Origin of the sequence: Halalkalicoccus paucihalophilus (genome assembly GCF_001593955.1) — an archaeon.
In the GTDB taxonomy this organism is placed as follows: Archaea; Halobacteriota; Halobacteria; order Halobacteriales; family Halalkalicoccaceae; genus Halalkalicoccus; species Halalkalicoccus paucihalophilus.
The window spans coordinates 238,964-259,069 of record NZ_LTAZ01000001.1 but is presented as its reverse complement, the minus strand read 5'-3'; the positions used below and the strand labels follow the sequence as shown (position 1 = coordinate 259,069).

Annotated in this window: 19 protein-coding genes and 1 pseudogene; 8 read left to right on the top strand and 12 right to left on the bottom strand. The window is 65.2% G+C overall.

Annotated features, from left to right (window positions below; all coding sequences use genetic code 11):
- Positions 1-189: 189 nt before the first annotated feature.
- Positions 190-681, bottom strand: coding sequence for a hypothetical protein (locus HAPAU_RS01380; protein WP_066378606.1), 492 nt, complete (start codon positions 679-681; stop codon positions 190-192).
- A gap of 230 nt (positions 682-911) precedes the next feature.
- Here HAPAU_RS01380 and HAPAU_RS01375 point away from each other — a divergent pair, with 230 nt between their 5' ends.
- From HAPAU_RS01375 to HAPAU_RS01365, 3 genes are all read left to right on the top strand, one after another.
- Positions 912-2,828, top strand: a complete 1,917-nt coding sequence (locus HAPAU_RS01375; protein ID WP_066378603.1) for a beta-CASP ribonuclease aCPSF1 — start codon at positions 912-914, stop codon at positions 2,826-2,828.
- 233 nt (positions 2,829-3,061) lie between these two features.
- Complete coding sequence (locus tag HAPAU_RS01370) at positions 3,062-3,466, top strand: disulfide bond formation protein B (protein ID WP_066378597.1); 405 nt, start codon at positions 3,062-3,064, stop codon at positions 3,464-3,466.
- A 62-nt stretch (positions 3,467-3,528) separates the two neighbouring features.
- Entirely contained in the window at positions 3,529-4,275 is a 747-nt protein-coding gene (locus HAPAU_RS01365; RefSeq protein ID WP_066378593.1) for an alpha/beta hydrolase, read from the top strand.
- Here HAPAU_RS01365 and HAPAU_RS01360 read toward each other — a convergent pair.
- The 3 genes from HAPAU_RS01360 to HAPAU_RS01350 are packed head-to-tail and all read right to left on the bottom strand — an operon-like array spanning position 4,272 to position 6,370.
- Positions 4,272-5,075: an endonuclease III domain-containing protein gene (locus tag HAPAU_RS01360; RefSeq protein WP_066378589.1), complete on the bottom strand. Its 804-nt coding sequence runs from the start codon at positions 5,073-5,075 to the stop codon at positions 4,272-4,274. The two genes, HAPAU_RS01365 and HAPAU_RS01360, sit on opposite strands and share 4 nt — an antisense overlap.
- 37 nt (positions 5,076-5,112) lie before the next feature.
- Positions 5,113-5,535 carry a DUF371 domain-containing protein gene (locus tag HAPAU_RS01355; protein ID WP_066378587.1) on the bottom strand — a complete coding sequence of 141 codons (423 nt, stop codon included), beginning with the start codon at positions 5,533-5,535 and terminating at the stop codon, positions 5,113-5,115.
- A gap of 25 nt (positions 5,536-5,560) precedes the next feature.
- Complete coding sequence (locus HAPAU_RS01350) at positions 5,561-6,370, bottom strand: lipoate--protein ligase family protein (protein WP_066378583.1); 810 nt, start codon at positions 6,368-6,370, stop codon at positions 5,561-5,563.
- Between the two features lie 116 nt (positions 6,371-6,486).
- Here HAPAU_RS01350 and HAPAU_RS01345 point away from each other — a divergent pair, with 116 nt between their 5' ends.
- Positions 6,487-7,275: a DUF4350 domain-containing protein gene (locus HAPAU_RS01345; RefSeq protein ID WP_066378580.1), complete on the top strand. Its 789-nt coding sequence runs from the start codon at positions 6,487-6,489 to the stop codon at positions 7,273-7,275.
- 1 nt (position 7,276) lies between these two features.
- On the opposite strand, the gene ubaA is transcribed toward HAPAU_RS01345, so the two are convergent.
- The 5 genes from ubaA to HAPAU_RS01320 form a co-directional block, all read right to left on the bottom strand.
- Positions 7,277-8,110 carry an SAMP-activating enzyme E1 gene (gene ubaA, locus HAPAU_RS01340; protein ID WP_066378579.1) on the bottom strand — a complete coding sequence of 278 codons (834 nt, stop codon included), beginning with the start codon at positions 8,108-8,110 and terminating at the stop codon, positions 7,277-7,279.
- A 49-nt stretch (positions 8,111-8,159) separates the two neighbouring features.
- Entirely contained in the window at positions 8,160-8,732 is a 573-nt protein-coding gene (locus HAPAU_RS01335; protein ID WP_066379375.1) for a 50S ribosomal protein L15e, read from the bottom strand.
- A 166-nt stretch (positions 8,733-8,898) separates the two neighbouring features.
- Positions 8,899-9,654, bottom strand: coding sequence for a TrmB family transcriptional regulator (locus HAPAU_RS01330; RefSeq protein ID WP_066378577.1), 756 nt, complete (start codon positions 9,652-9,654; stop codon positions 8,899-8,901).
- A 51-nt stretch (positions 9,655-9,705) separates the two neighbouring features.
- Positions 9,706-10,320 (bottom strand): class I SAM-dependent methyltransferase, encoded by a 615-nt coding sequence (locus HAPAU_RS01325; RefSeq protein WP_066378573.1) that lies wholly within the window; start codon positions 10,318-10,320, stop codon positions 9,706-9,708.
- Positions 10,321-10,360: 40 nt separating this feature from the next.
- Positions 10,361-11,170, bottom strand: coding sequence for an aldo/keto reductase (locus HAPAU_RS01320; RefSeq protein WP_066378570.1), 810 nt, complete (start codon positions 11,168-11,170; stop codon positions 10,361-10,363).
- 143 nt (positions 11,171-11,313) lie between these two features.
- On the opposite strand from HAPAU_RS01320, the gene HAPAU_RS01315 reads away from it, so the two are divergent.
- On the top strand, positions 11,314-12,219 hold the full coding sequence (locus tag HAPAU_RS01315) for a serine/threonine-protein kinase RIO2 (RefSeq protein ID WP_066378569.1): 906 nt from the start codon (positions 11,314-11,316) through the stop codon (positions 12,217-12,219).
- Between the two features lie 62 nt (positions 12,220-12,281).
- Here the strand turns inward: HAPAU_RS01315 and HAPAU_RS01310 are convergent.
- A pseudogene (locus HAPAU_RS01310) lies at positions 12,282-13,396 on the bottom strand (MFS transporter).
- Between the two features lie 59 nt (positions 13,397-13,455).
- On the bottom strand, positions 13,456-13,656 hold the full coding sequence (locus HAPAU_RS01305; RefSeq protein WP_066378566.1) for a hypothetical protein: 201 nt from the start codon (positions 13,654-13,656) through the stop codon (positions 13,456-13,458).
- Positions 13,657-13,721: 65 nt separating this feature from the next.
- Between HAPAU_RS01305 and uvrA the strand changes: the two genes are divergently transcribed.
- The 3 genes from uvrA (at position 13,722) to HAPAU_RS01290 (ending at position 18,990) form a co-directional block, all read left to right on the top strand.
- Positions 13,722-16,667: an excinuclease ABC subunit UvrA gene (gene uvrA / locus HAPAU_RS01300; protein ID WP_066378564.1), complete on the top strand. Its 2,946-nt coding sequence runs from the start codon at positions 13,722-13,724 to the stop codon at positions 16,665-16,667.
- Positions 16,668-16,722: 55 nt separating this feature from the next.
- On the top strand, positions 16,723-17,718 hold the full coding sequence (locus HAPAU_RS01295) for a WD40/YVTN/BNR-like repeat-containing protein (protein WP_066378562.1): 996 nt from the start codon (positions 16,723-16,725) through the stop codon (positions 17,716-17,718).
- Positions 17,719-17,904: 186 nt separating this feature from the next.
- The gene (locus HAPAU_RS01290; protein WP_066378559.1) at positions 17,905-18,990 is read left to right on the top strand and encodes a geranylgeranyl reductase family protein; all 1,086 of its coding nucleotides are present in this window, start codon (positions 17,905-17,907) and stop codon (positions 18,988-18,990) included.
- On the opposite strand, the gene ygfZ is transcribed toward HAPAU_RS01290, so the two are convergent.
- Positions 18,987-20,063 carry a CAF17-like 4Fe-4S cluster assembly/insertion protein YgfZ gene (ygfZ, locus tag HAPAU_RS01285; protein WP_066378557.1) on the bottom strand — a complete coding sequence of 359 codons (1,077 nt, stop codon included), beginning with the start codon at positions 20,061-20,063 and terminating at the stop codon, positions 18,987-18,989. The two genes, HAPAU_RS01290 and ygfZ, sit on opposite strands and share 4 nt — an antisense overlap.
- Between the last annotated feature and the right edge of the window lie 43 nt (positions 20,064-20,106).

Sequence of the window (20,106 nt, the reverse complement as noted above, 5' to 3'; positions counted from 1 at the left end):
ACTGGAAATAGAGTTGATATAACTATCTCATCGGCTCGTACGATCTCATATCCTGACTACCCAACTCATCGTGACCCGTCTCCGTCCCTGCTACCGATTCGAGTCAGTCAGAATTGCGACTGGAATCGAAATCGGTCCGACGATCCGGTTACTGCACTGACCCGTTACCGGTCATTTCGATATCACCGGTCACTGACTTGATTTCGGATCGACATCGAACGGGCTCTCGGTGTCGGTCCACCCCCAACCTGGCAGTCGCGTCTGGACGCCGGCGGCGAGCCCCGCATCGAGGTCGTCCGCACCGGCCGCCTCCTCCGTATGGTGATGGATGTCCGCGTAGTGAAAGGTGGCCTCCGCGAGCACTCGCAGGGGCTGGTTGCCCGCGATCATCGCCGCGAGTTCCCGCCCGAGTAGCTCGTCGACCACGAAGCCGGGGTAGTCCTCCTCGACGTCGAGGTCACGGAGGATCGCGACGAGCGCCGCGACGTTAACTGCCAGATCGCCCTCCGATCCCACCGCGTCGATCGCGGTGTGATACCCCTCGGTCGAGATCGGGTCGACCTCGATCCCGAACGCTTCGCCGAGGTCCGCTCGAACGGCGTTTACGAGCGGGACGACCACGGCATGGCGGTCGTGGACCCAGTCGAACTGTTCTGCGACGATGGTCGCTGAGAGCTGCATGGCGTGCGTTGGGCCGAAGGGATTTTATAATCCCGACGTCATACCGTCGAACAAGCGGGTTTTCCTCGGCACTGTCCGGGGTCCAGACCGGTTTCACCACTGGTAGCTGTATCGCGTCCACTCACGATGTCTCCAATGCCACGTTCGAACGGGTCGATCGTTGCGAGCGACCGGGTCGCTCACCGATGTTCCTCCGGCGTGGCGACGCACCCGCAACTTCAGTCTCACCTATGAGCACGGTAGATCAGAAACTCGACGACGCACTGAAAACGATCAAAGACGAGATCCCGGCCGATATCTCCGTCTCCGACGTCACCTACGAGGGGCCGGAGCTGGTCATCTACACGCGCGAACCCAAGAAGTTCGCCCAGCAGGGTGACCTCGTTCGGCAGCTCGCGAGCAAACTCAGAAAGCGCATCACCGTCCGGCCCGATCCCGACGTGCTCGCGCCGCCCGCGAAGGCCCGCGAGCAGATCGAATCGGTCATCCCCGACGACGCGGGCGTGACCGATCTGGACTTCCACGCCGACACCGGTGAGGTCGTGATCGAGGCCCAGAAACCGGGAATGGTGATCGGGCGTCACGGATCGACGCTCCGGGAGATCACCAAGCAGGTCGGTTGGACGCCTGAGGTGGTCCGCACCCCGCCGATCGAGTCGCCGACGGTCTCGAACGTCCGGAACTTCCTCAAACAGGAACGCGACGAGCGACGGGACATCCTCGAACGGGTCGGCCGCCAGATCCACCGCGAGCAGCTCTCCGACGAGCAGTGGGTTCGGATCACCACGCTCGGGTGCTGTCGCGAGGTCGGGCGGGCCGCGTTCGTCCTCTCGACGGCCGACACCCGAATCCTGATCGACTGCGGTGACAAGCCCGGCTCCGATGACGTCCCCTATCTGCAGGTACCCGAAGCGCTCGGCTCCGGGGCCAACTCGATCGATGCCGTCGTGTTGACCCACGCCCACCTCGATCACTCGGCGCTGCTTCCCCTGCTGTTCAAATACGGGTACGACGGCCCGATCTACACCACCGAACCGACACGGGACCTGATGGGGCTGCTCCAGCTCGACTACCTGGACGTCGCCGCAAAGGAGGGCCGAACGCCGCCGTACGCCTCGGAGATGGTCAGGGAGACGATCAAACACACCATCCCGATCGAGTACGGCGACGTCACGGACATCGCGCCCGACGTGAAGCTGACGATGCACAACGCGGGCCACATCCTCGGGAGTTCGGTCTGTCACTTCCACATCGGTAACGGCCTCTACAACGTCGCCTTTTCGGGCGACATTCACTACGACGAGACGCGCCTGCTCAACGGCGCGGTCAACGACTTCCCGCGCGTCGAGACGCTCGTCCTCGAATCCACCTACGGCGGTCGAAACGACTACCAGACCGACCAGAGCGACTCCGAACGAAACCTCGTCGAAACGATCAACGAGGCGTACGACCGGGGCGGAAAGATCGTCATCCCCGCCTTCGCGGTCGGGCGCTCCCAGGAGATCATGCTCGTCTTAGAGGAGGCGATGCGAAAGGGCAAGATCCCCGAGATGCCGATCCACCTCGACGGGATGATCTGGGAGGCGACGGCGATTCACACTACCTACCCCGAGTACCTCAACGACGACGTTCGAGACCGGATCTTCCACGACGACCAGAACCCCTTCCTCGCCGACTACTTCAACCACATCGACCGCGGCGAGGACGAACGCCAGGAGGTCGCCGACGGCGAGCCCTGCATCGTCCTCTCGACGTCCGGGATGGTCACCGGCGGCCCGATCATGTCCTGGCTCGAACACCTCGGTCCCGACCCGGACAACACCATGGTCTTCGTCGGCTACCAAGCACAGGGCACGATGGGACGACGGATCCAGAGCGGCTGGGACGAGATCCCGATGAACGACAGCCACGGGCGTTCGAACCGCCTCAGTCTGAAACTCGACGTCGAGACCGTCGACGGCTTCTCCGGTCACGCCGACCGTCAGGGACTGGAGAACTTCGTCAAGACGATGAACCCGCGCCCCGAGAAGGTGCTCTGTGTCCACGGCGACGAGCGCTCCGTCCAGGACCTCTCTTCGGCGCTGTATCACAACTACAACATGCGCACCTTCGCCCCGAAGAACCTCGAGACCTTCCGCTTTAAATAAAAGCGAAAGCCCTCAGAACGCACTGGCGTGCGTTCCTCGCCCTTTGCATGTCCTCCGAGGCCCCCCGAGCCGTGCCGTCCGATCGGACGGCACTTTCGGGTACCCGCCCTTCCCCGCCCCGCTCACGGAGCCGTCGGGAGTGACGGCTCCGTCCACGCCGGCCACCGCACCGCATCCCGATCCCGGATCGACGAACAGTAACCGTTCTCACGCTGGGGTGCGAAACTCGGCCGATGCGCAGACTCGGCTCGCGGGAGTGGCTCGCCATCGGAACCCTCGTTGCGGCGATCGCCACCGCCGGCAGTCTCTATTTCAGCGAAATCCTCGGACTCGTTCCCTGCGATCTCTGCTGGTACCAGCGGGTCTTCATGTACCCCTTGGTGCTGGTCCTCGGGATCGCGGCGTTCGAAGACCGACCCGAGATCGCTCCGACCGCGCTCGCGTTCGCGATCCCCGGTGCCATGATCGCCGCCTACCACTCGGCCATCCAGCGGGTTGGAACGGGTGCCTGCACCGTCGGTGGCGGCTGTACCTCGATCCAGTACGAACTGCTCGGCCTCTCGATCCCCAACATGGCGCTTCTCGCGTTCGTCCTCGTCGCGATCACGATGTTCGCTGCCGGTCGATCCCCCATCTGATCCCTCGTCCGCTTCGATCCGTTCTCGGCGCCCTTTATCGCCTCGCGGCGCGCTTCCCGCGTATGGCTTCGATTCGCGGGATCGCCCGCGCCACGGTCGTCACCCTCGCCATGCTGCTGGTCGCCGCGGCGCTCGTCGGCCTCGTCTACGCCGAGACGCCCTACGGACCCGACGAGGCTCCCGCGGACCTCGCACCTAGCGTTTCGGTCACCCGGACCGACGCGGGCTATCTCCTCTCCGATGGCTCTGTCACCGACGATACCGTCGGAGTCGTGTTCTACCCCGGCGCGCGGGTCGCCCCCGAGAGCTACCTCCCGCACCTCGCCCCGCTCGTTGCTGAACGAAACGCTGTCGTGATCGTCCCGGAGATGCCGCTCAACTTCGCGGTCTTCGATATCGACGCCGCCGACGAGGTAATGGCTTCTCAGCCCGACATCGAGCGATGGTACATCGGCGGGCACTCGCTGGGCGGGGCGATGGCCTGCGAGTACGTCGACGGCGAGCGGGTCGAGGGACTCGTCCTCTTCGCGTCCTACTGCGCGAGCGACCTGACCGACTCGGATCTCCGCGGGCTGAGCGTTCTCGGTAGCATGGACGGCGTGATCGACGCCGAGCGCGAACGCGACTCGCGCGCGAACCTCCCGCCCGATACTGAGATCGTCGAGATAGAGGGGATGAACCACGCCCAGTTCGGCGCGTACGGTCCCCAACGAGGCGATAGCAACCCCGGAATCTCCGACAGGGAGGCCAGAGAACGCCTTTCAGCGGTTCTACTCGAGTGGTTCGAGCCCGTGACCGCGCCGCGCTAATCGGCTTCGGCCGGGTCCACGACCGTCTCATCGATCTCGTCGACACCGACCCGCTCACAGAGGTCGTACAGCGGGCAGGCCTCCGGACCGTCGAGACACGCGGGCTTTCGCGCCGAACAGAACTCCCGGCCGAACTGGATGCTCGCGGTGTGGCCGAACCCGCACTTCTCGGCGGGTACCTGCTCCTCTAAGATCTCGCGGACTTCCTCGTGGTCGGCCTCGGGCGGCGCGATCCCCATGCGCCGGTAGATCCGGTGGACGTGGGTGTCGACCGGGAAGACGCCGCCCCGGCCACCCGAGAAGAGAAGCACACAATCGGCGGTTTTGGGCCCGACGCCGTTGATCTCCAACAGGCGCGAGCGCACCGTCTCGGGTTCGCCCTCGCGCACGAACGCGTCGAACCCGGTCTCCGAACCGAACTCCTCGCGGATCTCCTCGGCCGCGGCGATCATCACCTCCGATTTCTGGTTGTAGAGCCCCGCCGAACTGATCGTCTCGGCGAGTTCGTCCTGATGGGCTTCGGCAAGGGCTTCGACGAGATCGCCACCGTCATACCGGTCCATCAACGACTCGTGGGTCGGCTGGCTCGCTTTGTCGCTCGTGTTCTGGCTCAGGATCGTGCGAACGAGACACTCGAAGGCGTCCTGTCCGCCATAGGTCTTCTGCCAGTAGCGTTTACCCAACACGTCGACGACCGCCTCGACTCGGGTGTCGGCCTCGCTCGGCTCGAACTCGGTCGTGATCCCGCCACCGCCGGGGCCGCCGCTGATGTTCTCGGTAGGTTCCGTATCGTCGCTCATACCCCTCGTTGGTCCCTCGCCGTACAAAAACCGTCGTCTACCCGGCGGGCTCGACGGTCACGGTGACCGTCAGCTCCGCGCCCGCCGAAAGCGCCTCGACCAGGTCGTGGTCGAACCCCGCCGCCGCCTTGCCCGCACCAATCAGGAACGTCCGCTCGTCGACGTACTCGCTGGTGCGCCCGACCATGCTGCGCTCGCTCTCGAACGTCAGATCGGGATGGCCCTGCCCCGTGACTTCCTCGACGTGGCCGTCGGCCTCGAACCGGACGGTGATTCGCGAGTCCTCCTCGCGGCAGGCCGCGACGAACGCGGGGTCGAAGTCGGCGGGCGCGCGGTCGGCTTCCACGGCGAGGATGCAGTCCCCGGCGGGCGTGAGCCAGTCGTCGGTCGTGACCTCGAAGGTGCTCGCGTGCTCGGCACTGACGTTCTCGTGGCCCCTCGCGCGGACGACTTCTTCCATACCATCCCTCCCCGCTCCCGACACTTCAGGCGAGCGGATCCTCTCCATCCCGGTTCCACGCCTCGCTTGCGAACTTCCGGTCGGCGCGCTCGCGGGCGGCCGCGAGTTCGTCGTCGCCCCACGCTCCTTCTTCGGCGCCGGCCCAGTCTCGCAGGGCCTCTTCGAGGGCTTCGACCGCCCGTTCCCGGTCGTCGACCCCGTGTTCTCGCAGGCTCGTCACACGGCCCGCGAACTCCTCGGGGGTCGTTTCGGGGTTCGCAAAGGCCGAGAGATGACGCTCGGGAAGCGAGTCGAAGGTGATCGAGCCGTGCTGGATGATCGCGTCCCTCCGCCTGTACTGGGCGTTCCCGCTCAGTTTCCGCCCACCAGCGACCACGTCGTGGGCCGGGTTGAGTTCCCGCAGGTAGCAGGCGGGCTGGTGGATCACGGGCTTGGACTCCGTCGCGAACCCGGCCTCGACTCCCAGCCGGTCGAACGCGTCGAAGATCGGCTCACACAGCAGTTCGTACGTCTCCATCAGGTTCCCTGGGAGTTCGTCGGCGGGCGCGACGATCGAGTAGGAGATATCGCCCCACGAGTCGTGATAGATGCCGCCGCCGCCGGTCGGCCGGCGTGTGACTGAGATCCCCTCGCGCTCGCAGAACTCCCAGTCCACACTCGTAGGGTCTTGATGATACCCCAACGAGAGGGTACTTGGTTCCCAGCGATACACCCGTAGGGTTCGCGGGCCACCCGCGGCGGCCGTCTCGGCCGCCACCTCGTCCAGCGCCATGTTCGTCGCCCCCTCGTGTGACTCCTCGCGGACGAGTCGCCAGCCGTCCTCCGTGCGCTCCATACCACTGATTCCCCCGATTGAGTCAAAGCGGTTCCGACCGCTCGACCTCGAATCCAATATAAATTTTTGTCTAGAATTACCTGAAAGTATTTACCCGATTCGGGGTTTTGGGCGATATGGACAGACGGACGTTCCTCGCGACTGCCGGAGTGGCTTTCGGGCTCTCGACCGGGGTCACTAGTGGTGCCTTTCCCGATGATCGCCCCTCACTTCGGCTGTACTCGCCGGCCAGCCAGCTCGCCGCCGACGGTACTCCGTTGGCCGACGAGTCGGTCGTCGCGGCGTGGGCCGAACCGACCGCCTCCAACCGCGACGCCAGCCGGGGCGACCCCGTCAGCTACGACGGGCGGATCCCGCTGATCTCGGTCGACGACCGCGTTGCCGGGATCGGTTCGATGCTCGTCGCCGATCCCGGCCGGCAGGGCGGGCACACGACCTCCGCTCGCTCGAACGCTCGGGCGCTACTCTCGCTGTGGAACGCGCTCCTCAATGGCGAGCACGTCGGCTGGGACGCCTCCCACGACCAGTACTGGACCCTCGACGCGTTCGGGCGCTTTCGATCCCGCGCCGAGCGCGAGGGCTACACGATCGACTCGATCGATGTGATCGACGATGGACGTCTCGCCGACGTATCGGGTCTCGTGGTCACGACACCGCCACGAACGTTCGATCCCGAAGAACTCGACGCGATCGCGGCGTTCGTCGACGATGGGGGTGCGCTCTTCCTTCACGATCAGGCGAACTTCCACGGGCTCGATGAGACCGACAACCTGAACGCCATCGCCGAACGCCTCGATATTGCCTTCCGGTTCAACGCTGACGAAGTCACTGACGACGCCTCGAACGCCGGCGCTTCGTTCGACGTGCTCACGACCGCCTACGACCCCGACCTCTTTGGAGTCTGAGTCAGTCCGCGCTCACCCGACAGCCCTCCGCGGCGTACTCGACTCTTTCGATGGAGTCGATCGGGTCCTCGCCGCAGATCGGACAGTCGGGGTTGCGCTCGACGGGGACCTCGTCGAACGTCATGTCGGCGGCGTCGTAGACGAGCAGCCGTCCCGCTAAGGGCTCGCCGAAGCCGAGCACGAGCTTCATCGCCTCGGTGGCTTGAATGCACCCGACCGTGCCGGGCAACACACCCAAGACCCCGGTGGTCGCACAGTCCGCGACCGCGTCCTCGGGCGGGGCCTCGGGGAACAGACACCGATAACAGGGCCCCCGATCCTCGCCCTTCCCCCCCGGAAACGTGATCGCCTGCCCCTCGAACTTGTAGATCGCACCGTGGGAGAAGGGCGTATTCGAGAGCGTACAAGCGTCGTTGACGAGATAGCGTGTCCGGAAGTTGTCCGAGCCGTCGACGACCACGTCGTACTCGGAAATGAGGTCCTCGACGTTCTCGGGCTCGACCCGGATCTCGTGGGTTTCGACCGAGATGTCGGGGTTGAGCCGCTCGACGTATCTTCGAGCCGATTCGACCTTCGGCTCGCCGACGTCGGCGTCGCCGTGGACGATCTGCCGTTGGAGGTTCGAGCGCTCGACGACGTCGTCGTCGGCGATTCCGAGGGTTCCGATTCCCGCCGCCGCGAGATACTGGATGATCGGCGCGCCCAGCCCGCCCGCGCCGATCACGAGCACGCGAGAATCGAGCATCTTCGCTTGGCCCTCCGGCCCGATCTCGTCCATGATGATGTGTCGCGAGTAGCGATCCAACTGCGTGGGGTCGAGCGAGAGATCGGCCATACGGCTAGTCGGGCGTGGCGGCTAATAAGCGCGCGGCAGAAACGGGGGTTTAGCGGTCGCGGCTCGGACGGGTGTGTTCGGTACCCTTGCCCTTCGTGCCGAGCCCGCGGTTCTGTTTGCCGGCGCTCGTCAGTCCGCGCAGCGAGCGGTTCTGGTGGCTGTCACCACAGATCCAACCCAGATCGTCGTCGTTCTCGATCGCGGGATGCTCGGGATCGACGAGGATCACTTCGAACCACTTCTGGGAGCCGTCCTGGCCTACTGTGTAGGAGTTCAAGACCCGCAGGTTGCGGAACTTCCGGGTCGCCCGTTCCTCGGCCACCCGTTGAAGGTTCTTATCGCGCGTGACGCGGGTGACGCCCTGGCGCTTCGAGCGTCGTCCGGCCTTGTGGCGCTGCTTTCGGGCGGTGCCCTTGCGGACGCTGACGCGTGCGAGGACGACGCCCTGTTTGGCTTTATAGCCCAGGTCGCGCGCGCGGTCGAGGCGGGTCGGGCGCTCGATGCGCTCGATGGCGCCCTGTTCGCGCCACTCCTGTTTTCGCTGCCACTGGAGTTCGCCCAGTGCCCCTTCCTTGGGGTTCTTCCATGCGTCTCGGATGTGTGAGTAGAAGCTTCGTGCCATCGTGTTCACCACGGGCGTTGGGTGGTTCAGTCCGCGATTCGAGCGGACCACATCCCTGCCTGTGGAACGTCGGCGCCGATGCCGGCCGCGACCACAGGTGCCTGCTGGTGCCCGTTTCCCAGCGAGTGGTAGGGTCTACCCTCGAATCACGGTTAAGCCCTTCGGATCACCTGACGCTCGTCTCGATCCACCCGGTGAGGATCTCGACCAGGACGGTGGCAAACCCGCTCGAATCGCTCCAGAACGCCGCCTCACGGTCGTCCTCGTCCCCGCGAACGCTCAACAACACCGCCCGGTCGTCGATCACGAGCATTCTGGCGGCCCGCTCGTTTCGCAGGTTCTCGGGCGGTGCGTGGACCGCCAACGGGTCGTCCTCGAACAGCGCTCTGACCTCGGCGTCCTCGCTGACGATCACCACGTCGATCCCCGCGTTCGCGGCGTCGGTGAGGGCCTCCCGAAGCGACGTACTCACGAGATTGGTGGCTCGGGCCCCGAAGACGACCCGCCGTTCGGCGTCCCGAACCATATGCTCGATGCGGTCGCCGACGTGCTCGGCCCCGTTTACCGACCAGATGTCCTCGCGCTCCTCGCCGTCCGGTTCGTGGTGGTCTCGAACCTCCGTGAGGTAGTCGAACGCCTGCGTGCGCTCCTGTTCGAACCGTTCTTCGAGGAGTCGCTCCGCCTCCTCGAGGCTCACGGGCCGGTACTGCATCGGCGTCGAGTGTTGGACTTCGACTAATCCCCGTTCGGCGAGGTTTTCGGCCGCGCCATACACCTGCGAGCGCGGGATCTCCGAAACGCGATAGACGTCGCGTGCGGTTCCCGTGCCAAGCGTCTGTAAGGCAATGAATACTTTCGCCTCGTAGTTCGAGAGTCCGAGGCGCTCTAACGCGTCGACTGCCGCCGTTTCATCGGTCGTCATAACATCGCCCGTTTCCTCTACGCACACGACGGACGTAGAAGGGTATTCCGATTACCGACGGACGGCCCGACCCCGGAGGATCGGCGCGACCGGAGGGAAACCACTGGACACGCGCTGGAGCGTCTCGACCCTGAAGTCGGAATGAGAGACGAACGACGCGGGGGTGTCCCGGTCGAGCCGACAGCCACCCGCGACGTGGCGCCACCAGGGCGTCAACGCCTCCTGAAGGCGGGCCTGTCGCCCTGTCGCACGGACGTGCTCGAGGAACCGACACTCGCCGCCCGTTTTCAGGACGCGGGCGATCTCGTCGACGCTCGCCTCGACGTCCGACACCGAACAGAGCACGAGCGAGACCACGACCGTGTCGAACGAGGCATCGGGATACGGTAACGACTCGGCAGCCCCCTCCCGGATGCGAATCGAACACTCGAGTTCAGCGGCCCAACGTTCCGCCCGGTTTCGCATGTGCGGGTCCGGTTCGACGGCGTGGAGGTCGAGGCCCCGATCGCAGAGGTAGGGAAAGGTCGCGCCGGTTCCGGCCCCGAGATCGAGAACGCGCCTGGAGAGCCCCTCCGTGAGCCACTCGCGCTCCGGTCGAAGCCGTCGTTCCGCCACCCTCGTCAGCGGGTCGTACAGCGCCGCGAAGATCGGGTGGGCGTCGTTCATACTCCTGGATTCGATCCGAAGTCGCTTCACGATACCGGGATCAGTTCCACGGCGCGTAGTCGCGGTCGATGAGCCGGTGTTCGCGCTCGATTCCGTCGATCCTCTCGACCTCCTCGTCGCCCAGATCGAGGTCGCGGGCCGCGAAGTTCTCGCGGATGTGTGATTCGCTCATCGAGCGTGGGACCGCCGTGACGTTCTCCTTCGAGAGGAGCCACGCGAGGGCCACCTGCGCTTCGCTTGTCCCGTGGGCCTTGGCGATCGACCCGAGGACGGGGTCTTCGAAGATCTCTCCGCGTGCGAGCGGGCAGTACGCGACCAGCCAGTGGTCGTGTTCGACGGCGTACTCGCGCAGTTCCTCCTGTTGGAGGAACGGGTGGCACTCGACCTGATTGGCGAAGATCGGGGCGTCGAGGATTTCGTGCGCCTCGTCGAGCTGTTCGGGTTCGAAGTTCGAAACCCCGATGTTGCGGATCAGACCCTCCTCGTAAAGCTCCTCGAACGCACCGAGCGTCGTCTCGGGGTCGTAACAGCCCGCGGGCCAGTGGACATACAACAGGTCGAGGTAGTCGGTCCGGATCTTTCCGAGGCTCTCCTCGACGGAGTCGATGATCGCCGACCGCTCGGGGCCGGGCACGTCGACGTGGACCGTCTTGGTCGCGAGGAACACCTCTTGGCGATCGACGCTCGCCCGCTCGATCCCCTGGCCGACGTACTCCTCGTTTCCGTAGACCTGGGCCGTGTCGATGTGGCGATACCCCATCTCGAGGGCCGTCTCGACACATTCGGCCCACTGCTCGCGGTTCGTATCCGAATAGGTTCCCAACCCGACTCGTGGGAGGTCTCCAGCCATACCTCACACACCTCCAGCGGCACAATCAAGCTACCGACGGCGATCCAGCCGTGGAACTGACGGCGATTCGATTTTATATCGTCGCATAGAATTTATCGAATGGCCTCGCGGGACTTTTAGGCACGTCGCTCCTACCCGTGGCAATGGCACGAAACGTCGCGAGCGTCATGCAGGAGCTCGCGCCCGAAGATTTTCATCTCCTCTCGGGTGTCGAACACGGGATGCGCTTCAGCGAGTGGGTGAACCGCGAGAAACTCCCACAGTTCTCACGGCTCACGCCCGAGGAGGTCGATTTTCGCCTGAGTCGCTGTCTGGATCGCAAACTCGTCGAACGGAAGACCATCCAGTACGAGGGGGTTCGACTGCGGATGGACGGCTACGACGTCCTCGCGCTTCGTACGTTCGCCGAGCGCGGTACCATCGAGGGCTTCGGTGTTCCACTGGGCGTCGGCAAGGAAAGCGACGTCTACGAGGTCCAGTCCTATCGCCCGATGGCCCTGAAGTTCCACCGCGAGGGCTATACGAACTTCCGGGAGGTCCGCCGCGAGCGTGATTACACCGCCGAGAAGGAACACCTCTCGTGGTTCTACACCGCTCGAAAGGCCGCCGAACGCGAATACGAGGCTCTAGAAGCGCTCTATCCCGACGTCTCGGTCCCACGACCCGAGGATCAGAACCGCCACGCGCTGGTCATGGAGAAGATCGACGGCGTCGAACTCTCGCGCACGAGGCTCAAACCCGAGCAGGTCCGACCGATCCTCAAGATGATCCTCCGGGAACTCACACGGGCGTACGAACTGGGCTACGTCCACGCCGACATGAGCCAGTACAACGTCTTCGTGAGCGAGGAGGGTATCACGATCTTCGACTGGCCACAGGCGGTCCCCGCCGACCACGAGAACGCAGAGGAGTTCCTCGGGCGTGACGTCCGCAACCTGTTCGGCTACTTCGAACGGAAATACCCGGGAAAAGTCCCCGAAATCGACGAGAGTGAACTCGTCGCCGCCGTTCGTGAAGGCTCGTTCGAGCACCTCGCTGAACTCGAATAAACTTCATACGACGATACGAATTCGCGGTGATCATCCCTCCTCGTTCCCCCCAACGACTCCGGTCAGCCCCGCCTCTCCGTGGGACGTGAGCGACGACGGCTCGCTCCGACGACCACGAGCAGGCCAGCGCCCACAGCCACCGCGGCGCTCGCGAAGACCCCTCGTATTCCGAAGCCGGCGACGATCGGGCCGAAGAGAACCGGTGAGAGGAACTGGCCGATATAACCCGCCATCGCGACGTAGGAACTGAATCGGCCCTGATAGCTCTGGGGAACGAGCTCCTCAACCCACAACAGGACCGTCGGGAAGACCAGCCCCTGTCCGAGGCCGTACAGCACCATTGGAACGACCGCCAGCAGCGCCGAGGAAGCAACGGTAGCGAGCACGAACGCGACCGTCCAGAGCCCGAAGGCGATCCCCGCGAGTTCCTGGTACGCGAAGCGCTTTCGGATCCGATCGTACAGCGCGGCGCTCACCCCACCCGAGAGGCCGAGCACCGATAGATAGAGGCTGATCACGACGGGTGTCTCGATCCCGAACCCCTCCAAGAGCGGCGGGTAGTAGACGACGTTCGCATAGAGCAGCAGGTTCGTGAGGAACATCAGCCCGTAGACCGCGACCAGCAGCGGCGTCGAACGGAGGATTCCGGTGACCGACCGCTCGTCGGCCGGTCCCGATGTCGTCCCGCTACCTGCCGGAGACACGTCGGGAACGGTGAGCGCCGCGAGGATTCCCAGGGGAAGTCCAAGCAGGTAGACCCCGAACGGGAGCTGCCACGCGAGCGTCCCGAGCGCGCCGCCCAAAAGCGGCCAGACCGCCGCGCCGACGCTGTTGGCGCTTCCCCGAAGCCCCATCACGCGGTCCTTTCGCGAGTCGGTATAGAGGCCGTAGATCAACACCGTGATCGAGGTGTAGATCAGCGCGACCCCGACCGCGAGAGCAGGAGCGGGACGAACGACTCGATCACCAGCCCCGCCCCGCCCGCGAGCGCGTAGAGGAAGAGGCCGGCGATGTAGGGGATGCGGGGGCCGATCCGGTCGATCAGCGCGCCGACGAAGGGGCTACAGAGGACGATGAAGAGGCCGTGGGTCGTGATGATGAGGCCCGCGAGCGACGGCGAGACGTCGAGCGCGATCCGGATCTCGTTGGTGATCGGGCCGAGTATCGCGCCGGCCATCACGGTCAGCGTCGCCGAGGCGACGATCACCCAGAGTGCCCGATCCGCGGAACGGTCCATCACCGCTCGCCCTGTGTCAGGTTTCGACAGACCCGTTCGAGCGACTTGGACAGCGCGTCGACTTCCGATTCGGAGAACCCCGCCGTGAGCTCCCGGTCGATCCGCCCTTTCAAGGACTCGATCTCGGGGCGGAGCGCCTCGCCCGCCTCGGTGAGGTAGAGCAGTTTCCGACGCCCGTGTACTGGCCTATACCGTGTCATCCGTTCCCAGTGCTTGCCGTTGAAACCGATGGGTATACCCCCCTCGCACCCATAGGGAATTCCCAATGAGTCGGGATTTTATTGAGGTCCGGGGAGCAGAGGAACATAATCTCAAGGACCTCGACGTGTCGATCCCACGTGAGGAGTTCACCGTCGTCACCGGGCTGTCGGGTTCGGGCAAGTCCTCGCTCGCCTTCGAGACGATCTACGCCGAGGGCCAGCGCCGCTACATCGAATCGCTGTCGGCCTACGCCCGGAACTTCCTCGGCCAGATGGACAAGCCACAGGTCGAGTCGGTCGAGGGGCTCTCACCCGCGATCTCGATCGACCAGAAGAACGCCGCCAACAACCCCCGTTCGACGGTCGGTACCGTCACGGAACTCCACGACTACCTCCGCCTGCTGTACGCGCGGGTCGGCACCCAATACGACCCGATCACGGGCGAAGAGGTCGGCGAGCAGAGCGCCCAGGACATGGTGAACCAGATCCTCTCGCTGCCGGAGGGCACGCGGGCGATGATCGCCGCGCCGGTCGCCCGCGACCGGAAGGGCGCCTTCGAGGACCTCTTCGACGAACTCGTCAGCGAGGGCTACTCGCGGGTCGAGGTCGACGGAGAGGGATACGACCTCACGCTCGACCGGCCCGATCTGGACAAGAACTACGACCACACGATCGACGTGATCGTCGACCGGATCGAGATCGTTCCCGACGCACGCTCGCGGATCGCCGACAGCGTCGAAACCGCCCTCGAGGAGGCCGACGGCGTCCTCAAACTCATCGTCCCCGACCCGCCCGAAGGGATGGACCTGGGATCGAACACCCGCTCGACGGGGTCGCTCGGTGGCGAGGGCGACGACCGGGTCACCATCGAGTTCTCCGAGGAACTCGGAAATCCGAACAGCGACTTCCGGTTCTCCGAGATCGAAACGCGCTCGTTCTCCTTTAACAGTCCCTACGGGGCCTGTCCGGAGTGTGAAGGGCTCGGGAAAACGAAGGAAGTCGACGAGTCGCTCGTGGTTCGGGACCCTTCGAAATCCTTGAAACACGTCTTCGAGCCCTGGAGCTACAAGCGCTCGTACTACAGAACGAGGATCGACGCCGTGGCCGAGCACTTCGGCGTGAGCCCGTCGACCCCGTTCGAGGATCTCGATGAGGACATTCAGGAACAGTTCCTTTACGGGACGAACTCGCAAGTGGTGTTCAAGCGCTCGACGCGAAACGGAACCAGGAGAAAGGAAAAACGCTTCGAGGGTGTGATCCCGAACCTCCAGCGCCGGCACGTCGAGACGGATTCCGACTCGACGCGCGAGCACATCGAGAAGTACATGGCCGTCACCGAGTGTCCCGCCTGCGAGGGCACCCGGCTGAAAGAGCAGTCCCGCCACGTCCTCGTCGACGGCACCGCGATCACCGAGGTCAACCGGATGTCCATTGGCGACGCCCTCGCGCACTTCGAGGGAATGGAGGCGAACCTCTCCGAGCGCGAGCTCACCATTGCCGAGGAGATCTTGAAGGAGATCCGCGCGCGGCTCGGGTTCATGGAGGAAGTCGGCCTCGAATATCTCACCCTCGACCGGGAGGCCGCGACCCTCTCCGGCGGGGAGAGCCAGCGCATCCGGCTCGCAACCCAAGTGGGATCGGGACTGGTGGGCGTGCTCTACGTGCTCGACGAGCCGTCTATCGGACTGCACCAGCGCGACAACGACCGCCTGCTCGACACCCTCGAAGGGTTGCGGGATCTGGGCAACACCCTGATCGTCGTCGAACACGACGAGGCGACGATGCGACGGGCCGACACCATCGTCGACATGGGGCCCGGTCCCGGCAAGCGCGGCGGCGAGGTCGTCGCCCAGGGCGATTTCGACGAGATCTGTAACTCCGAGGACTCCATCACCGGCGACTACCTCTCGGGGCGCAAGGCGATCCCGGTGCCCGACGAGCGCCGCGGATTCGACTCGACGCTGACGATCGAGGGAGCCCGCCAGCACAACCTGAAGGACGTAGACGTCGAGATCCCCGTGGGGGCCTTTACCGCGATCACGGGCGTCTCGGGGTCGGGCAAGTCCACCCTGATGTTCGAGGTCCTCTACAAGGCGCTGGCCCGCCGGATGAACGACAATACGAGTGTGGACCCCGGCGAGCACGACGACGTGCGGGGTATCGAGAACATCGAGAAGGTCCGCCTGATCGACCAGTCGCCCATCGGGCGTACTCCCAGATCGAACCCCGCGACCTATACCGGCGTCTTCGATTACGTCCGCGAACTGTTCGCCGAAACGAGCCTCGCGAAACAGCGGGGCTACGAGAAGGGACGGTTCTCCTTCAATGTCAAGGGCGGGCGCTGTGAGGAGTGTGGCGGGCAGGGCACGGTGAAAATCGAGATGAACTTCCTCTCGGACGTCTACGTGCCCTGCGAGGCCTGTGGGGGCTCGCGGTACAACGACGCGACGCTCGACGTCGAGTACAAGGGGGAAACGATCGCGGACGTCCTCGACATGAGCGTCGAGGAGGCCCTGGAGTTTTTCGATCACGACACGCGGCTCAAGACCCGCCTCCAACTCCTTTCCGACGTGGGTCTCGATTACATGCGACTGGGCCAGCCCTCGACGACGCTGTCGGGAGGTGAGGCCCAGCGCATCAAACTCGCCGAGGAACTCGGGAAGCGAAACACCGGCGACACGCTCTACCTGCTCGACGAGCCGACCACGGGACTGCACAGCGAGGACGAGCGAAAGCTCATCAGCGTGCTTCAACGACTGGTCGACAGCGGCAACTCGGTGGTCGTCGTCGAGCACGAACTCGACCTCGTGAAGAACGCCGACCATATCGTCGACTTGGGCCCGGAAGGCGGCGAGAACGGCGGCGAGGTCGTCGCCGAGGGAACGCCCGAGGAGATCGCCGAGATCGAGGCCTCGCATACGGGTCGGTATCTCCGGGACCTGCTTCCGGCGGTCGACATCGAGGGGCCGCGCGCCGACGAGCGCCGGCCAGCGATCGCCGACGACGACTGATTCGTGGAAGCCCGGCCGCCCGCGCCTTCTTTTCCCTGCATCCCGTAAATCGGGTATGACCACCGTCTACGCGGCCATGCGAAACACCCTGCTCGTCGCCCGCGAGAAGCGCGACGGCGAGTGGACCGTCGAGTACCGACTTGGCGAGTACGACCTCCAGTGTCTCGCCGCCTCGCCGGCGGCACCCGAGAGGGTGTTCGTCGGCACCTTCGAAAACGGCCTGCTACGGAGCACTGACAGCGGCGAGTCCTTCGAGCGGGTCGGCGCCGACATTTTCGACTCGGATCGGGTGATGAGCGTAACCGTCAGTCCCCACGACCCCGCCGAGGTCTGGGTCGGCACCGAACCGAGCGCCGTCTACCGCTCGCGGGACGCCGGTGACAACTGGAAGCGCGTCGGGGGGATCGTCGACCAGTCCTCCGAACCGGAGTGGTACTTCCCGCCCAGACCCGACACCCATCACGTCCGGTGGATCGAACTCAACCCGAACGACTCTCGACGGGTGTACGTCGGGATCGAACTCGGGGCGCTGCTGCTCAGTGATGACGCCGGCGAGACGTGGGGTGAGCGTCCCCAGGGGTCGCGTCGGGACAACCACTCGCTTGCGACCCATCCCGACGCTCCTGGACGGGTCTACTCCGCGGCGGGCGACGGCTACGCCGAGAGTACCGATAGCGGCGAGTCGTGGACCCACCCCCAAGAGGGGCTCGGGCATCGCTACTGCTGGAGCGTCCGGCCCGATCCGAGCGATCCCGATACCGTCCTCGTTTCGAGCGCGAGCGGGGCGCGTACTGCCCATTCGGTCGACTCAGCCGAGTCATACGTCTACCGCCGTCGTGGGGGAGTATGGGAGAGCCTCGACGACCGCGGACTTCCGATGGGCGAGGGTGTCGTGCGGGCGACCCTCGCGACCCACGAGGGCGAGTTCTACGCCGCGAACAACCGCGGGCTCTTTCGGTCGGCCGACACGGGCAGTTCGTGGGAACGCCTCTCGGTCGACTGGTCGGAGGCGTTCGAGCGACAGGCCCCACGCGGACTCGCGGTCGTCTAAAGAAGGGAGTCGATCGGACCAGAGGCACCTGAATCCGAACGAACCCGACTGATCGTTGTCCGCTGAGCCGTATCAGTGTGGCTGATCGTCCCATCCTTTGAGAACGTCCGTGGGTGGGTCCCGTTTCCACCCCGCCGGTCGGGAAACCGCGAAGGTATTTAGCCGCCGATCCGGTAGAGACGACCGATGTACGACTTCGTCGTGGTCGGGGCCGGTCCCGCCGGGTCGCGTTTCGCCCGTCGTGCCGCCGAGGAGGGCTTCGACGTGCTCGCGCTGGAGCAAGGCTCCATCGGAGAGCCCCTCGCCTGCTCGGGCCACGTCAGCACCGACGTCTGGGAGTACACGACCGACGGCGCACGCGCGGACCTCCTCCAGAACGAGATCACGGGCGCTCGATTCCACCCCGGCGACCCCGGAAGCGAGGCCCATCCCTTCTATCGGGAGGCCCCGATCTCGAACGTGATCGACCGGGTCGGACTCGATCGCCACCTCGGCGAAGCCGCCCGTGGGGCCGGCGCGGACCTCCGGGAGAACCACACCGTCACCGAGGTCCGCGAGGAGGACGACCACGTCGTCGTCGCGGCGAGCACACCGGATGGAAGCGCGCAGTTCCGAGCGCACATGGTCGCGGGCTGTGACGGCCCCGTCTCCCGTACCCGTCGCGATCTCGGCATCGAGGAGCCCGACGAACTGCTCCACGGCGTACTCGGATTCACCGACGAGCCCGACCACGGGGATTTCGTCGACGTTCACCTCACTGTCCCCCGGTTCTTCGCGTGGCGGATTCCCCGAGGGGAAGCCGGCGTCGAGTACGGGCTCGCCGCTCCCCCCGGGCGCGAAGTACGAGGACTGTTCGAGGACTTCACTGCGGACTACGGGGTCGAAACCACGAACGTCTGCTCGGGGATGATCCCGATCGGCCCCCCCGAACGGATCACCAGCGATCGGGGCTTCCTGATCGGGGACGCCGCCGCCCAGACAAAACCATTCACCGGCGGGGGCATCCTCTACGGGATGACCGCGGCCGACCATGCCGCCGACACCATCGACCCCGACGACCCGAAGACGCTGAAGAACTACGAGAAGGCGTGGCGCTCGGATCTCGCCCGCGAAATACGGATGGGCCACTGGCTCCGCCGGGCGTACTCGCTTCCCGAACCCGTCCAATCCGCGGGATTGAACGCGCTCTCGGGCGAGATCGGGGTCCACATGGATCGCCCGAGTTCCCTCTTTTCGCGCGCGCAGTTCAAGGCACTGTTCTCGCGATCCTAGTCGATCGGACACCGTGCCGAGCGCCCGCTGCCCTCGATGAACGGCAGTTCGCTCACGGTTGCGGGCACTGCCTCGTTCCCGACCGCCAGTTCCTCGCTCTCCAGTCCGTACTCCACGAGTGCGAGCGCGATCGGTTCGTCGAGCGACGGGCTCTGTGCCGCGCGAGTCACCTGTCCGACCTCCTCACCGTCGGCCGAAACCGTCGCACCCGCCTCGGGAACGGTCTCACAGCGCAGCCCCACGAGGCGCTTGCTGGGCTCTCCCCTGTTCTCGACGCGGCTGATCACCTCCTGACCGACGAAACAGCCCTTCTCGAAGTCGACGGCGTTGCGAAGTCCCAGCACGTTCGGGATTCGTCCCTCCAACTCGCTCGCAAAGAGCGGGGTGCCCGCCTCGAGCGTCAGCGTTTCCCACGTCCGTGTGCCGAACGGGACCGCACCCATCCCGTAGTTGACTAGCGTATCGAGCACTGTCTCGGCCTCGTCGACGCCACAGACGATCTCGTAGCCGTCCTCGCCCGTGAGGTCGTCGCCCGCGATCACCGTGACGCCGACGTCGTGGATCGTCCCGCGGTCGAACACCAGCGAGCCGTCCGGGACGCCGATCTTGTTGAGGACGCTCGCGACCTTCTCGGTGGCTTTCGGCCCGTGAACCCCGAACACCGCGAGGTCGTCGCTCGCGACCTCGATCCCGACGTCCTGGATGAACACCTTCTCGCGCCACTCCTCGGCCAGCGCTTGGGCCCGTCCGGGCGGGGTAAACAGGAGGAGGCGCTCGCCGGCGTTATAAATATAGAGATCGAGTTCGATCCGGCCCTGCGGGTCACACAACAGCGCATAACAGCCCTCGCCGTCGCTCCCGGGCACGCGGTTCGAGACGACGTTGTCGACGTATTCCACCCTGTCGTCGCCGGTGATCGTCAGGACACCGTAAGCCATTTCGATGATTCCGACGCCGTTTCTGACGGCCTGGTGGGTGCGTTCGGGGCGGCCATAGTGGCGCACGAGTCGCCGTCCGCCGCGCTCCTCGAATGTCGCGCCGTGGTTCGCGTGGAAGGCTTCGAGGACGGTCATCGCCGTCCCCTCGCTGTCCCGTTCATATCCCGGATCGGGCGTC